Genomic DNA, 16969 nt, shown 5'->3' with positions numbered 1-16969 from the left:
ATCTGGGGGCGAATAGACAGGGAGGATGTGATGAAAAATGCGGTTTGTGAGAGGTTTTCCGCCGCCTAAGACCTAGCACAGAGGGCCGACGAGTCGGCTGCTAAGAATGGTCGCCGACGAAAGGGAAGGCCGCTGACTCACAGGCTGCCAAGTTAGGGCCTGTGAGCCAGCGTAAGATCAGCCGTATTACCGGTTGGGTGCGCCAGCGCCGACCGGCCCGACACTGCGGCTGCTGTTGTGGGCCGCCGTATTGGGTTGAGTCCGGTCTTCGTCGGACTTCGCGTCGGGCGCCACACTCATGCGCTGCGGTTCGTCAGCCTCGTCGGTCACAAACCACGGATTACCGTCCCGATCGAGGTAGAGCTTCCGCTGCTCCTCCATGTTGAACGGGCGGGAGCCCAGTCGGCCGAATACCGCTACCTGTCCACCGGTCTCATCGACGCCCCGATCGCGCTCCAGCGCGCGTGAAAGCGCCGTCGCCGGATGCTTCGTCGGGTGCCAGGCAATCAGGTTTGGCTTGGGCTCCGGACTGAAGCCGTAGAAGTTAGGCTGCCGGTCGGGTGCCGTCAGGTGAACCACTTTCAGGCCGTTGCGACCGTCCGCTACGTACGCATAGAGCGACGCATTGGTCGTGGCCACCACAACATCACGGGCATCATTAAGTTGGCCGTTGGCGGTGTACATCTCGTGCAGCCGGGGTTTATCAGCCTGAGTAATATCCACAATGGCCAATCCCTCGCTGCCGGCCGCCACGTAGGCGTACGTTCTGGCGATATGCATGTGATGGGCATCGCGTAGCGGTATCCGGGCTTCCTTGAGCCAGACAGGTCGGGTGGGTTGGGTCACGTCGATGACGTGCAGACCGTCATCCGCGGTGGCGTACAGATAACGGAACTGCAGGTGCGTTGACCGTACGCCCGGGATCTCGATGGTCGTCACGTGTTCCGGGTTCATCGGGTCATCGAGGTTCAGCACGACAATGCCAGCGTCCGCTGTGATGTAGACCCAATAGCCGGCCATATAGATGTGCTTAGCGCCGTTGAGCAAGCCGCCCGGATTCCAGGTCAGCGCGCGCTCCAGGAAGTTGTTTCGTGGCTCCAGGTCGTGCAGCGTGTTGATGTCACTCAGAATCAAACCTTCCACCGAGTCGGTGATAAACATGTAGTTGTAAATCGGGTGGAAGGGTTGTTCTTTGTTGATTTCGCGCATCAGCTCGCCGCTGTTGCGGGCTGGATGAACCGGCTGGGTGGTCGCCATCTTCACGCACGTGGCGTTTTCGCTCTTGATCCGCGTGTTGTGACCCAGGGGAGAGAACGGCGCCGTGATGAGCCGCTGCGATATGCCTTTGTTGGCAATGGACGCGGCGTCATACACGCGGGTGCCTTTGGGGCCCTCGGAGACGAAGACGTACTCACCCCGCAGCTGGATACAACCGACCGGGCCAGAACGGTGCTTGTAAGCCTCTTTGAGCTCTCGGCCGTTGTCCTCGTGCTCGGCGTACCACTTCGGATAGGCGTATTGATGCAGGTAGCTGCCGATCACCGCCTGCGGCTCGTCCCATTCGGTCACGCGAACGGCGGCCACCTGGCCCTCGGTGCCCAGCCAGGCGTTGTAACCCATCAGGTCGATGAACTTGGTGCCGTGCATCAGCAGCTGCGCCATGATCGCGTTGTTGTCGTTCTCCTTCGACAGGTGACAATCGGTGCAGGTTTTGGTTTCGGTCAGGCGCGTGGTGTGCGGGAAGTGCGGCGCCATGGCCTGGGAGCTGTAGCCCGAAGCGGCGATCGGAGGCTGCTGAATGTAGATGAGCTCCCGGTTCGCGTTCCGCGATGACAATATCAGGGCAGAGGTCGAACGGACAGGGGCGATCTTGTTGTGCTTGATTTCGCCATGGCGGCCCAGCATGAAGATCTGATCGCGCGCCACCTGCGGGTTGTAGGTGGCGTAGCTTCGGCTGAACTCACCTTCAAAATGATGCTCTTTGGCTTTCCAGTTTGCCTGGATCGGCAGGTGACAGCCGCCGCAGCTGGTGGTCCAGGACGTGTGGCAGGTGTAGCACAACATGTTGTCATAGCCGTGAGCACGCTCGTCTTCCTCTACGTGCTGGCCCCAGTCCATGCTGGCTGTGTCTTTGGACATGAGCTTGGCCCGGGCAGACTTCACGTTGTACTCGGGATGGCCCGGGGTCGAGCTGTCCTTGAGCTGGTTCACCTCCCACTCAAGGCCAGGATTCACCAGCGAGCGCTGGATCAGCTTGCCGCCCCGCCACTCGAATCGGCGCTTGCCGTCCGGGTTGCGCTTAAGCGCCAGGTTGTTGCCAGCCGGTGGGGCCATGGCGCCACTGGTTAGCAGCGTGGCGTACTCATCGGGCGTGCCGTGACAATCAATGCACTTGATCTCGACGCCCGCCATCACCTCGCCAACGATGTGGCCGTTGCTGTGGCCGTCCTGATCGAAGTGGCAATCGACGCAGTGCATGCCAACGTCCGCGTGGATGGACGACATGTGTACCGCCTTATCCCACTTCTTCGGATCGTCGTTGGCAACCTGCGCACCCTCTGCGTCGAGCAGGTTCCCCTCGCGGTCGCGCTTGAAGATGCCGCGGAAGTTCCATCCGTGGCCGTGGTAGTCGGCAAACTGGGTGTCATTGAGATCGGGATTCATCTCCGACACCTGCTCCAGGAACTCGATGTCGGCCCATTTGCCTCGAATCACCGCTTCCTCGGGGTTGCGGTCGAGGAGCGTCCGCTTAATGTGGTGCGGATGATCCTGCTGCTCCTCGGGCCACATGAACGGTGCGTCGGACTCGTAGTCCCACATCGTGTTGCCCAGATACGTGTTGAGGAACATGTTCGGCTGGTGCATGTGGCAGTTCATGCACTGGCTGGTGGGAATAGCCCGGGTGAACTCATGTTTCAGCGGGTGACCCGGGATGTCTTTCGGAATTGTCGGATCCACCGTTTGTGTCAGGCCACGGTGGCCAAACTCGGCATACATGCCGGAGCTCTTCCATTCCCGGTCGTTGGCGTACACCACGTGACAGGAACTGCAGCCGGAATGGCGGAAATCGCCCGGATTGTCGTTGGTGCCCATAAACCAGAGGTTGGGATCGTTCAGGCGGGTCTTATGGATGTTAAGTACCGGGATCGCGACACGGTTACCGGTAGCAGGTCCGCGGTTGGACTGGCGGAAGTCCGGCCGACCCGGTTCTTCCAGCCGCTGGAGCTGACCGAGCGCGTTGGGAAGCCCGGTTTCCGGAAACAGGTTGACGATGTTCCGGCCGCCGCGCTCAAAGACGCGGAAGACGTCGGCCATGGGGGTCGTCTGCCACGTCGGCAGAGGCGCCAACGTCGGCAGGATCCCGCGCGCCATCATCTTTTCGTCCACTTCGACAGGGTTCTTGATCAGCGCCGGCTTACCGTCACGGGTGAAACTCTCACCCAAGATGTACCGCTTGAAAGGCAGAATACCGTTGTTATAAGACGCGCCGCCGTACAGCATAGCGCCGGTGGCCATGATGCTGCGCTCGGACGCCTGAATGATCGGCAGGTGGCAGGCGCCGCAGGCGTCGCGAGCGATCCGCAGATCGCCCGGGTTCACGAAGCGTACAAACTCGGGATCTTCTTTGTTGAATACCGCATAAGCCGACCGCGGATTGGTGCTGGAAGGGTAGGCAAAGGTGTCCGGGTATTTGGGCTGGACGTGCGACCGATCGATGTACGACTGATAGCGCTCGCCGTAAACCGGACGGTCGTGGGCATAACCCATCTTGCCGAGCTTCCAGCTGCCGCTATGGCCACCGCCGTGGCTTTCCTTGGCGCCGCCGTGGTCCGAACCATGGTCTCCGCCGTGATCGCCGCTGTGGTCACCGCCGTGATCATCACCATGATGCTCATCCGGATAGCCGGTTTCGTGTCGATGTATCGGCTCGTAGTACAGCGGCTCTTCCGGCTGGCCACTCCAGACGACGCTGGCGTCACCACCGTGACAGTCGGTGCAGCCGAGCACGACCGCTTCCGAGGCGTGCATGGTCTTGCGGTCGGTTTGAAGGTGACAGCTGACGCAGCCTGCGCTCTTGGCGTCTGCTTGTTCCCAGGTTTGAAAAGCCGGGGCTGCCGGTGCGCGCTCGTTATGAACTTCGCGGGCTTTTTCGCCTTCGGCGGCAAAGGCGCCGGAGCTCAGAAGCAGCAGCGCGGCAAGGGCGAGGGGATGACGGTATTTCATAGGTTTCCTCGCTCAGTAGGCCAAAATGATGTTGGCAAGTACGGAGTAATGATCTTCATCGCCAAACAGTTGCTCAAAACCTTCTCCTGGAATCATGCCGGCGGCGGACAGCCGGACGACCACGTTTTGCGACATAAACGGCCGCCAGATCAGCGCTGCGGACACGTCGAGTCCAAGCTCCGAGTCGATCGGACCCTGGTTTCTCGCCACCTCCAGAATCGACGTATCGTCAAACCACATCTGGTTGACGTTGAATGACAGGCGAGTCTGGGGCGTCAGATCGAGATCCGCGCCGATACCGATGAGTTTCAGGCCAGGGTTTTCGAAGTTGGATTGCCCGAGCTCTTTAGACGATCGCATCGAGGGAAGAATCGAGTTACGACCGGACAGCGTGACGATACCGCCGCCAACCAGCGGGACGGTCTGACGGATCCAGTAGGACGTATCCGCGCCGGCAAAAATGGGGTTTTCGAAGATGGCGTCGAAACCGTTGGCCTCGTCGTCGAAGGGGTCATTGTCACCCGAGGCGTACAGAGCCGAGAGCCGCAGCCGAACCCAGTCGAAGTCTGCGCCGGCCTCAGCCGCCACAAAGGCGGCTTCGATGTCGACCTTCTGGTCGGAAAACACGGCCGGCTCAACGTCACCAACCGCCAGGTAGGCGGACGCGGTCAGGTTGTAACGCCCGAAATGCCCGTCGCCGTTGAAACCCAGGTAGGTCACGTCATAGTTTCGGGGACGTTCGTTGCCGAGCGACGCCGGACGGGCGATGAACCCATTTTCGTCAAAAAAGAACTCATCTTCCCGGTTGCGGTTGTGCACCACCGTAGCCTGGGAGAAGAAACCGAGAACCGGCCAATCCTGCGCGTAGACGTTGGCGATAAACACGTCGTCATCGCGCAGCCCTTCTTCGATGTCGTTGAGACCGGTGTTCAGATCTTTCTCAAGCCGACGGAACCAGGCGAGGTTGTACTGGTACTTGTTGTTGTCCCGGTTACCGAACAGGCGTGCGCCCATCTGCAGGTCCTGGAACAGGAAGCCCCGGAAGTCCGAGGAAAACGGCTGGATGCCGAAGCGAAAGCTGTCGAAGTCGTAGCGGGTTGACACGTTGCGCAGGTGCTTATCGACAAATAGCTCCTGAACCCCCACGTGAAAATCTTCCCGGGTTTCCTCACGGAATCGCGGATCGACAAACAGGAAGCGCCGCTCGTCGACTTCAACCCGGTTGTACTGGAAGGCGAGGGTGAGTCGATACTCCCAGTCCGGCGGCCGAAACACCGTGTTTCCTTTGTAGTAGACGGCGCCGACAATCAGATTCTCCGCGAAGATCAGCTGATCGTTTTCGCCGAAGATATCGATGGCGCCCGCGTCGGTGGTTGACTGCAGACCCACCGGCGTGGGGATGCTGCGAGGCTCGATGACCGTATCGGAGATGGCCAGGATGTTCAGGAACCAGTCGTCAAACAGCGGCTTGTCCGCTTTATAGGTGTTGATGTTGTAGGGGTCCCACCAGTTCTGCTGCTGGCCCAAAGATTCCATGATGCGCCAGCGATCCGGAACCGGCGCGTAGAACTCCCCGGTGGTCTTGGCGGGCACCGGCATGATGCGCGCCGGATCAATTTCCGGCTCCGCCTGTTCCGCCGGCGGCTCTTTGCCGGGACGCCGGCGGCCTGCCCGCTTGCGGAGCACTTCGTCCGCGCTGCTCACCGACTGTGAGAGCAGGGCGGCCGCGTCGGTCAGGCTGAGCGCCTGGGATGACCCGCTGGTCATAACGGTCAGCAGGAATACGATTGCCGTGATGCGCTGGTTCATATTACTTACCCTCGCACGGATTGATTTCGGAGCTATCCAGGAACGGCGACTGCGGACACTGGATGTAGCGGAGCCGGACGCCTCTCGGCGTCAGGTTGTCAGCCCGGATCTCCGGCGGCGCGTTGTTGATCGTACCGAGGATTTCACCAGCGTTGTGCAGGCCGAGGAACGAAATCATGTCGTCCTGATCGATGCCGTCACCCGAGACGCCGATGCCGCCGATGAGCGTATTGCCGCGATACACGGGCACGCTGCCCGGGAAAATCTGAATGCCGTTGGGCAGCCGACCGATGGTGGTGCAGTTGTTGGTGACGTCCGTGCCGGTGACCCCAGCGACAAACGCCACGTGGCCGATCACCTGGTTGTAGACCAGATCGAGCTGCAGTCCGACGCTAAAGGGGCTCCACAGCGGAAAGGGTTTGCTGAACGGGCCGTTTTCGGTGCCGACAATGCCATCAGGAAAGTAGGGGCGCGACAGATTTCCGCCCGAGCGGTCCGCAAAGGCAAAAGCGCCGTCGTCCAGCGCGGTGGGCATCTCAAGGAAGTCCTGAGCTGCGGTGACGTAGCTACCGATCGGAATCGATTCGGTGACTTCGAGACTCGAGTTGATGTAGTTGGCGTCGGGTGCACCCCGAAGGTCGTCACCGGCGAACGCGCCGGAGAAAAAGTTGGCGGTACGGGATTTCTGCAGCGAAACGTCCAGGCCGAAGATCGGCGCATCGCGAGTCCGGGCGATGCCCAGAATCACGCCGTTCGTGTCGACGATGGAGATGCTGACGCGAGCCTGCGATCCCACCGGACGTCGGATCTGGGCCCGCGCGCTGTTGGCGACTCTCAGCGCTTCCTGGAGGAGGATCCTGACCTCGTTTTCGGTCATCCCGTTGGCGCCGTCCGTGCCCGCTCTCGGCGGGAAACGGTTCTGGTTGTTTTCATCAACCAGCACAAACGCATCGAGCCCCGGATAGTCTGCGTTATCCGGCCGAATGCCGGATTCCGGTTGGCCAAATGCGGTGCCGCGGATGACGTCGCCATTGGTATAGCCAGTAACCGCGACCAGACCGCCAAGCGGCCCGTTCACGGAGCCAAAACCGGCGGCTGAGGCCGGGTCGGTCGAGAGATCGGCCGGGCCGACGTCCGCAAAGCGGAAGGTTTTGCCGTCGACGGTAATCCGATCGGCCTGCCGATCGGCTGGCGGCGCAAAGCCGAAGCTGCCGGCGACGGCGATCAGCTCGTCCGGATCTCGATCAAAGTCAGCGATCGACAAATCTGCCGTGTAGTTGCCGTCGCTTTCGATGCCGATGCCGCCGACGGGCACGCCGTCGATATAAAGCGGCATGCCTCCGGGATCAGCTGAAAGGCCGAGGGGTGAACGTTTGGGCCCGGGCGGCGTGGCGCCGCCCGCATCGAAGCGCTGCATGAAGTCGGAGCACGCCAGCTGGCTGAACTGAACCCCGAACAGCGGACCGCCCGGCTGGTTGATTTCACCCGGGTTGAAGTGCTCCTGGACAATCTGGCTGGCGGTGCGGGTCGTAAAGCCATTGCCCTCTGAAGAGAGGTAGGCGCCGGTGACCGCTTTGGCAATGGCGGATAGCGTGCTGGGGATGATCGCAATCTCCTCCAGTCCGCCGATGGCGCCTTTGCCCGAAAAAATCCGGGTGGCCGCGGGCGCGCCGGTCATCTGGAAGACGGCGAGCACGTTACCGGGTCGGTCGACAACCGCTATGGTCGCCGGGGACCCGAGCGCGTTCGCCTCAGCCACGGCCTGCGCAATGATCTGCTGAACCTGCGTCTCGGATAAAAACGAGTTGGCGGTGGCGCATGAGCCGTCGCAACCCTGGTTTTGGGTCGTATCAGGAGGCGGTTCGGCCGTCCCAGGCTCCGTGCTGGTACTGCCGCCGCCACAGCCGGCCATCAGCGTTAGGCAGAAGGCTGCGATCCCCATCCCTGTCGATCTGGTCCAGCTGGTCCATTGGGTCGACATGTTGTTCCCCTTTTCTTTACTCGGCGTTTCCCGACGCCATGATCACTTCATCGTAGATGTGATAGTTATGACAGCTTACACACGTAGACGCGACTTTGCGGCTGTTGTCCTCACCCCCGTGGCACGCACGGCAGTTGTCGATCCCGGGAATCAGCACGTCGTCACTAAAAGCGGATTCCCTCGCGTCATGACAGCTTTCGCAGGTCATGGTGGTGTGTGAGCCGTGGGTGAATTCAGCCTTCGGGAACCAGACGCCGGCAACGCGAACCGGACTCACCTGCCAGGCCAGCGTGTCGCCTTCGCCGCTTCGCGTCACCCGGTGGCATACCGAACAGGCCTGGCCCTCAAACAGATCTTCCCCAACGCGGCGCGACTTGCTGCGGGCCCAGGCGAGCGCAGCCGCCCGCTCGGTCTGGCTCAGGCGCTGGATGCTGCCCACTCGACGCCGCTGGCGAACCACCGCCGGCGCCGTGACGTCCTCATAACCGCCTTCAAGTGCGCGATTGGCGTAGTACTCTTCGAGCATAAACAGGACCTCAGCAACCTTGCCGTGGGGGACCTGCCGATCGGGGGCCTGCGCATCAAAACCCAGCGTGTGACAGTCGGCGCACATGGTTTCGTATTTCACTGGCAGCATCTTGCCGCCCCCCGGCTCGGCCTGATGGCAGTCGCCACAGTCCAGCACCTGCTTGCCGTCGGGGGCGTTGATTCCCTCGGCGGCGACGTGAACGTCGTGCGGAAATTTCAGGTTGGAGTCTTCGCTGAGCAGGTCGCTGCTGAGCGACTCCCGGCGTGGCATAAACTCGCCGTCCGCGCCCCAGGCCGCCAGCTCCACCTTGAACTGCGGATGGTTGGCGGTGAAATCGTCAGCGTTGGCAAGCGTTGTGAGCCCGTTGCTGGTGGCATCAAGGTCAGCGTGGCAGTCCGAGCATAACCGCTGATCCTGCCGCACGAGACCGTCAAGGCCGTTGTGATCTTTGTGGCAGCTTGCGCAGCGCTCCTCGGCCAGCTCAGGCAGAGCGAAATACTCCGGATCCGCGTGCGCCGCTGTGGTCGCGTGACACGCGACGCAGGCTTCGTCCTTTACCATCCGAAAGGCTTCGGTGTGGCAGGTAGAGCAGTCTTCGCCAAAGAAGTGATGCGCCGCCTGGAGGGTGCCGCTCTCCCACTGATTGTCAGAGGGGAGGGGGCTTGCCCGGAGCTTCTCCTGCAGGCCGGGAACAAAATACCCGGCGACCGGCAGTGCCAGCCCGACGCCCAGGAACAGCAGAAAAAAGCCCCAGGCAGGGCCCCGCTTGCTGAGCCAGGTTTTACCAAGGCTGAAGGGGCGATCGCTGAACTTGGAGACGTTGGGTTCGTTAGCGGCTTCCGATTCACTGATTTCGATGGCAGCGTCGTAGCCTGCCGGCGGCTTGATGATGCGGATCAGGTGATGACCAATTTCGATCCGTGAGCCAACGCCGGCGCCGGCCGCCTGCTGCAGCTTGCCGTCGACCCGAACGCCCGCTGAAATCAGCGATTCGATTCGAAAACGGTTGCCTTTCAGCGACTCGATCCGCGCGTGCTCGAGGGCCACCCGGAGATCAGAAAGAAACACATCCTGGCCTGGCGAACGGCCAAGATTGAGCGAGTCAGCCGTCACCGATTCATCGCTGTGAGCGATGGTGCCCTTGGCCTTACGGGTGATGGTTCGGATCAGCCAACGCATAAACTATCTTCTCTTACCAATAGAAAAACACCGAAACGATGTGCGCGGTCAGCGCACCGAGTAAGGCAAATGTGATGGGCACATGGAAGTAAAGCCAGATATCCATCATCGCCTGCTGCTGCACGTCCTTGGCCACCTTCGAGGCCAGAGATTTCTTGCGGCTCAGTAGATCTAGGAGCTGCCTGAGCTTCTCAGACTCCTGCCCGCCGGCCCCCGATAGAAAATCCACCATCGCAAACATGGTGGGCATTTCCGCGGTCTGGGGTCGCTCGTTCGTTTCTTTGACCTTGTCCAGCATCTCTTTGGTTTTCTCTACCGCGTCTTTTGCGCCATCGTGCGCAAACAGCTGCGAGAAAACGCCGCCTCCGAGTCGCGTTCGCTCGATGGAGCGAAGGACCATCTGGTGCACCTTGGAATCGATTCGATCCGCCACCTTGATGCACTCTTCGTCCAGCTCGGCAATTTCCTCGAGCATCGACTCGCGGCTGGTGCTGGCACGGTTGCGCGTCATCAGGGTGGGATAGCGGAGATAGGCATAAACGCCAAAAAAGCCGCTGAGCACGACAATCATCATCAGCACGTAGGCCACCGTGTGGATGTTCATGCCGAACTGAAAGCCGGTGTGCAGCGTGGCGATGATGATCAACGAGCCACCCAGATAAACGTGGGCTGACAGCCAGCCTCGAAGCGTGCCCACACGGTTGTTGTAAGTCCGCTTGCGGTAGCCGAACAGCGTCAGCCAGATGATCAGGACGGCGCCGATAGACCCTAGCGTGTAACCCAGCCAGGTGCCGCCGTTCGGAGCGGTGACCGGCGAGTGCCAAAAATAAGCCACCACGGAGCCGAGCATCAGCAGGCCCGCAAAGGAGAGGTAGCGAAAGCCGCGGTAGGTGAGAAACGAATCATGCATAGCTGCGTCCCGTCAGCTCAGCGACTGCGCATAAGAAGACAGCTCTTCCGGGCTGATGCGAATCGCCGCTCCGGTCGGGCAGGATCGAACGCAGGCCGGCCCGCCCTTGATGCCTTTGCACATATCGCATTTGACGGCCTTTTTCTCTCCTTTTGCCTTTTTCTTTCCGGCGGGATCCTGGCCCGGCCCGGGCCCGCGGCCGAACATCAGCCACTGCAAAATCCCGGGTTTCTTGGGCATCTGCGCTGACATATGAATCACGCCGTAGGGACAGTTACGCTGGCAGTTGCCGCACCCGATGCAGTTGTCGGCAATGAAAACCTCACCATTAGGTGCCCGGTGAATCGCGTCGGGCGGGCAGTCCTTCATACAGTGCGGATGCTCGCAGTGGCGACAGGAGGTCGGCACGTGCACCGTGGCGTAAGTCGGGCCCGCCTCCCGATTTAAACGTGAGGTGCCGTTATGAGTCTCCGCGCAGGCCTTCTCGCAGTTATCGCAGCGAACACACAACGCCTCGTCGATCAGCAGAATATCGGTGGCTTCGCCCACACCCTGCGCAACCAGAAACGAGATGACGTCACCACCCTCCGGCTGCGCCTCCATGCTGAGGTTGGCGGCGGCCCGCTGTCGATACTCAGCCTGTAGCCTCAGTCGAAGCTCCGGCTCACGGAGCAGCAGCTGCTTGAACGCTTCGCCGTCGAGCTGAATCGTTTCCGTGGCGATGGCGGCTTTGGCCGTGGCTGAACGCGTGTTGTCACCCAGCAGCGCCATCTCCCCGACATAGTTACCGGCGGGGACGTACGACAGCACCACTTCGCGCCCTCCGATGGTTCGAGAAATGGTCAAAGAACCGACCCGTACCAAATGAATACAGTCGCCGCTTTCTCCTTCCTCAAAAAGCACGTCGCCAGCGCGAAAGTTTTGGATGGTGGCCGCAGCCACGATGTCCTGCAGCTTTTCGGCGGGGGTGTCCGGCGCAAAGCGCGACTGGATCACCCGCATAATGAAAGCCTCGTCGATCACCCGCTTGACGGCATCCACCGAGTTGATCAGCTTGTTCATCGTGCGCCGAGGCGTCTCGATCAGCACGGCCCCCTGGCCGGCGATGGCCGTCGCTGACCGACGGCGACCCGAGATGAGGCTCATCTCTCCGAAAAATTCGCCTGCACCAAGACTGATCGTGCGGCCGGTTTCCTCGTCAACCACGATATTGACCTGGCCTTCAACGATGCTGAAGAACGTGTTGGTGTAGTCGTTGAGCGAGAAGACTTTTTCGCCAGGCACGGGCGTGCGGACGTCGCTATCCAGCATGAATTCCCGCAGCTGCAGTTCGGTGATCGGCGCCAGCAGACGAACGTTTTTCTGCACCTTGACCAGCGCATCGTGAACCGTCGTAAATCCCGGCATGTCCTGGAACTTGCTGCGCAGAAGCGGTTCATCAGCGGGTTCAACGTCGTTGCCCTTGATGAACTCGACAACCTCGTAGCCCTGATTCATGGCCTGCTTGATCAGCGGGTAGCCAGCAAGCGCCCCGATAATGTAGAGCCCCTCGACGTTGGATTGGTACTTCGGCGTAATCTCCGGCACCGACACGGGGTCGTCGTTCGGAAAGACGATGCCGCAGCTCTCGACGAACCGGCGGGGCGGAATGGCGCCGAGACGCGCAATAATCCGATCCAGCTCAACCTCCGCCTGGCCGTCAGGCGTATTCAGGATGATTTTGCCGGGCTTTTCGGCCCCCTCCACGGCATCGACACGCTCGATCGTCGTGTTGTAAAACACTTCGACCTTGCCGTCTTCGATAGCCTTGAGGATGGCCGCCTCGTTCGCGTCTTTAGCTCGGGCAAATTCGTCGCGACGATTCACAATAATCACGCGGTTTTGTTTGGCCAGCGACACGGCGTTCTCGATTGCCGCATCCCCGGCGCCGATCACCATAATGGTTTCGTCAGCGTATTCGTCCGGATCATCCAGCGTGTACTGAACGAAGGGCAGGTCCTCACCCGGCGTCCCGAGTTTACGGAAATTTCCCTGAAGGCCGATGGAAAGCACCACGTTCTTGGCGTGAATCTCACCCCCGCCCTTGACCGTCAGCTTGAATTGATCGCCCTGCTTCTCGATCGCGATCACTTCGTTCTGGTGGTAAACATTGGTTTTGTGCTGGGCGATGCCCTTGTCCCAGGCACCGAGGACGGCTTCCCGGGGGCCGGCGACAAAGTCCAGCGGACTGCGAAGGGGCAGAATGTCAGGCTCGGCCATGACGTGTTTGCCCTTCTGGTAACGGTAGATCGTGTTGGATAGGTGCAGCTCGGTTTCGAGCAGCACATGGGAGACGCCGGTCTCCGCTGCTCTGGCGGCTGCGCTCAGGCCCGCTGGGCCTGAACCGACCACGGCAATATCAAAGACTTCCGCCATGGCGCTCCCCTGTAACTGACATCCTGTTCACGCGCGTGCTTCCCCTACAAGCCGGTGCCCTGTGAAACCTGTTGCGAGCTCATCACCATGCCCCTATGCAGGTGTATTGAGCCAGTTCCAAAGGACCTTAAGTTTTATAGATCAATCCCTTGCCGAAAGCAAATTCGACACGGCTGTGTGTCTGGTGTTAGTGACACTCAAAACGCCCTCTCTTTATGCACCCTCGGAACCCGCCTGAAGCCAGGCAAAAAGCTCCTGCCACCAGATTTTGGCGGCGTTCGGGCGGCTGATGCTGTGCCCCTCATCCGGAAACAGGACGAGCCGGGACGGAACGCCGAGGTCTGTGAGCACGTTGTGCAGCAATCTGCTGTGGGTTGCGGAAACCCGCGAGTCGGCTTCACCGTGTAGCGCAAGCACCGGAGTGCGGATGTTTTGAAACCGATCGCTCGGCGAGGCGGTCAGCTCCGCCCCCCCCTCAGTCGATGGCTGACGCCAGGGTGGGCGTCCCCAGGTTACCTCCCGGCCCCAGGGGTAGTCGCTGCCATAAATCATTCGTTGCTCGGCCACCGGCGCGTGGACCACGGCCCGGGCAAAACGGTTGCTTTGCGACACCGCCCACAGCGTGAGCAGCCCACCGTAGGATCCGCCGACAAGCATGATCTTTTGCGGATCCACGTAGGGCTCAGCCGCCAGCTGCGACGCGGCCGACAGGACGTCCTCGGCTGGCAAAGCCAGCGGGCTGCCGTTAAGGGCGCTCGCGAACCCCTGGCCATAGCCGGTTGAGCCGCGGACGTTCAGCGCCACCACCAGGTAGCCTCGGCTTGCCAGCAAGGCCAGGTTCCAGCGCCAGTTGAATTCATCCAGCCAGGCGCTGTGCGGACCACCATGCAGCGCGATCACAGCCGGCCAGCGAACTGAGGGTCGCCAGCCCGGCGGCCGGACCACCAACGCATGGATTTCGGTTCCGTCGACGCTGCTGAAGCGTTGTTCGCCGACCTCGGGACGGCGGGTGTTTTGCAAAAACGCTTCGTTGAATCGGGTCAGCTGCCGAGGATGCCGACCGTTTTCGTCCAGGCGCTGAATCGCCGGAGGGTCAAGCAGGGATTCGTGCAGAGCAAAAAGCTCGTTGTCTGCGCCGGCATGCAGGCCGCTGTAGCTACCCTCGTCGGTCAACGCGCGAGCCTTGCCGCCGGCTGCGCCTACGCGGAACACCTTTCGGCGCCCCTGTTCCTGGGCCAGAAAATACACCTGTCGACCATCCTCCGAGGTCAACCACTGCTCGGGCGAGAGGCGGCCAGGATCGGTCAACGCGGTGTTTCGCCCGCTGCGCAGGTCGTGGTGCAGCAGCGCGCGAAACTCATCCAGCGCATCCGGGCGGCGACGCTGCCCAAAGAGCAGGGCATCGCCCGCGCGCGAGAAAACGGGTTTGGTATCGCTGCCGGGATTGGCTGCGGTCAGGTTTCTGGTCTCGCCCGACTCCAGGTCGAGCAGAAAGACGTCTGAGTTCCGGGACACATACGGAGGCGGTGAGCTATTGGCCGTGTAGGCAAGAAATCGGCCACTTGGGGAAAGGTCCCACTCGAAGGGCACAACCGTGCCCGTCGCCGCCACGGTTGGCATCAGGTCGATGATCAGGCCGGTATCCAGCCCCAATCTAAACACATGCTGGACAAGCTCCGGATCCCGCCCATCGCTGCCGACGACACGAGTGTCTGTTGCGCGCGCAAAGCGCCGCCGCCTTTCGGCTTCGGCAACCCGCTGGCCGACCGTCTCAAAATCGGCACCGGTGTCCGGATAGCTGGCGGCCTCAAAAAAGACGGTGTCGCTGCTGCCGGCAAAGCGGGGGCGGACCGCGGCGGTTGGTAGATCCGTCAAAGGCTGTGGCGCGCCGCCACGGAGATTCAGCAAAAAGATCTGACTGTGGGGGTTGTCGTCGGTCACCGCGGCGTAAACGATGCTGCGGCTGTCCGGCGCCCAGGCCGGATCAAAGTCGACCCCGGCGTTGCGGGTTAGCTGGCGAGGCTCATCTTTGCCAGCGCTGTCCACCAGCCAGATATCGATGCTGGGTAAATCGGCGTTTTCGGCGTAGGCCGTGACCGTAAAGGCGACCCACTTTCCGTCCGGGGAGACCGCGGGCTCGCCGGCTCGCACCATTTGCCAAAGCCGATCGGGGGTCAAACCCGAAAAAACGGTCTGTGCCGCAGGTGCGACACAGACCGCCAAACTCAATGTCGCCCAGAGTGCCGTCGCAAAAAGACGTCGGGCGACGCAGCGCTGTATGGTGGCCTGCCGGCCCCTCAGCAGCGCACCAACCGAGCTAAACCGCATTCGGCTGGCTGCTTTCGTCAATGACCGTTCGTCATTGAGTGTGATCGTAGAGGCAGCCTTAGACCACTCCGTAGGCCAGCATGGCGTCAGCCACCTTCACGAAGCCGGCGATGTTGGCGCCCTCCAGATAGTTGACCCAGCCCTCTTTTTGGCCGTATTCCACGCACTGGCCGTGAATCCCCAGCATGATCTCCCGAAGCCGCGTGTCCAGCTCTTCGCGGGTCCAGGACAGGCGCATGCTGTTCTGAGTCATCTCCAGCCCGGACACCGCAACACCGCCGGCGTTGGCGGCCTTACTCGGTCCATACATCAGATGGGCTTCGAGATACTGGTCGATCGCCGCCTGATCGGACGGCATGTTCGCACCCTCAGCGACCCCTTTACAGCCGTTGCTGATCAGGGCCTTGGCATCGTCCGCGCCAATTTCATTTTGGGTGGCACAGGGGAAAGCCAGGTCGCACGGTACAGACCAGGGTCGGGTGCCCTCGTGATAGGTTCCGCCGTACTTCTCCGTGTAATCGGAGATGCGTCCACGCCGGTTGTTCTTGAGGTCTTTGACGAATTCGAGTTTTTCTTCGTTGATACCCTCGGGGTCGTGTATAAAACCACCCGAGTCAGACAACGTCACCACCTTGCCGCCCAGATGGTTGATTTTCTCGACCGTAAACTGCGCCACGTTGCCTGAACCTGAGACCAGGCAGGTCTTACCCTCAAAACCGTCGTTTTGATGCGCCAGCATGTCCTCCATGAAATACACCGCGCCGTAGCCGGTGGCCTCCGTTCGGATCAAGCTGCCACCGAATGCCAAGCCTTTGCCTGTTAGAACGCCGGTAAACTCGTTTTGCAGCCGGAGATATTGACCAAACATGTAGCTGATTTCGCGAGCGCCGACGCCGATGTCTCCGGCCGGAACATCGGTGTAAGGACCGATATGACGCCGCAGCTCAGTCATAAACGACTGGCAGAATCGCATCACCTCGGCGTCGGACTTACCTTTCGGGTTGAAGTCTGAGCCGCCCTTGCCACCCCCCATGGGTAGGCCGGTCAAACTATTCTTAAAGGTCTGTTCAAACGCCAGGAACTTCAGAATGCTTTGCGTCACGTTGTGGTGAAAGCGGATTCCGCCCTTATACGGGCCGATCGCATTGCAGTGCTGCACCCGGTAACCGCGGTTGACCCGAACCTGGCCCTCGTCGTCCTGCCAGCAAACCCGGAAGGAAATAATCCGATCCGGCTCCGACAGGCGCTCCAGGATCTGATTGTCCCGATACTGCGGCTTGTCTTTAATAAACGGAAGAATCGACTGGGCGACTTCATAGACGGCCTGATGAAACTCGTGCTCTCCCGGATTACGGCGTTTCAGGCCGTTCATGAACTCGTCTAGCGAATGAACGGTATCGTACGGCATGGTGTTTTCCCCTTTCCCTTGGTGAACGTAAACTTCGGTGAGCACTAAAGATAGTCCGTAAGGTGGTCGAGTACAATCTGACGCACCGGCGACGCAGACGGCGCGACAGAGTCATCATCAAGCGGCGCTAAAAAGGGTCGGAAGGCGACGCCGACCACAAAAATAGCCCGGTTCTATAGAGCCTAT

At 60.8% G+C, this 16969-nt stretch carries 8 protein-coding genes; all 8 read right to left on the bottom strand.

The window, feature by feature from the left end; translation table 11 throughout:
* Positions 1-186: 186 nt before the first annotated feature.
* Positions 187-4224, bottom strand: coding sequence for a hypothetical protein (locus AAF358_08985; GenBank protein MEM7705672.1), 4038 nt, complete (start codon positions 4222-4224; stop codon positions 187-189).
* Between the two features lie 12 nt (positions 4225-4236).
* Positions 4237-6033, bottom strand: a complete 1797-nt coding sequence (locus AAF358_08980; GenBank protein MEM7705671.1) for a hypothetical protein — start codon at positions 6031-6033, stop codon at positions 4237-4239.
* A gap of 1 nt (position 6034) precedes the next feature.
* Entirely contained in the window at positions 6035-8014 is a 1980-nt protein-coding gene (locus AAF358_08975; GenBank protein MEM7705670.1) for a heme-binding protein, read from the bottom strand.
* Between the two features lie 16 nt (positions 8015-8030).
* Positions 8031-9722, bottom strand: a complete 1692-nt coding sequence (locus AAF358_08970; protein MEM7705669.1) for a cytochrome c3 family protein — start codon at positions 9720-9722, stop codon at positions 8031-8033.
* A 13-nt stretch (positions 9723-9735) separates the two neighbouring features.
* Positions 9736-10632, bottom strand: coding sequence for a hypothetical protein (locus AAF358_08965; GenBank protein MEM7705668.1), 897 nt, complete (start codon positions 10630-10632; stop codon positions 9736-9738).
* Positions 10633-10644: 12 nt separating this feature from the next.
* Positions 10645-13047 carry a cyclic nucleotide-binding domain-containing protein gene (locus AAF358_08960; protein ID MEM7705667.1) on the bottom strand — a complete coding sequence of 801 codons (2403 nt, stop codon included), beginning with the start codon at positions 13045-13047 and terminating at the stop codon, positions 10645-10647.
* A gap of 213 nt (positions 13048-13260) precedes the next feature.
* Positions 13261-15201 (bottom strand): S9 family peptidase, encoded by a 1941-nt coding sequence (locus AAF358_08955; protein MEM7705666.1) that lies wholly within the window; start codon positions 15199-15201, stop codon positions 13261-13263.
* A 232-nt stretch (positions 15202-15433) separates the two neighbouring features.
* A complete protein-coding gene (gene gdhA / locus AAF358_08950) occupies positions 15434-16783 on the bottom strand; it encodes an NADP-specific glutamate dehydrogenase (GenBank protein MEM7705665.1) in 1350 nt (449 codons plus the stop codon).
* Positions 16784-16969 lie beyond the last annotated feature (186 nt).

The sequence above is a fragment of the Pseudomonadota bacterium genome (assembly GCA_039033415.1).
GTDB lineage: Bacteria > Pseudomonadota > Gammaproteobacteria > Xanthomonadales > SZUA-38 > JANQOZ01.
This window is presented reverse-complemented; position numbering and strand designations above follow the sequence as displayed.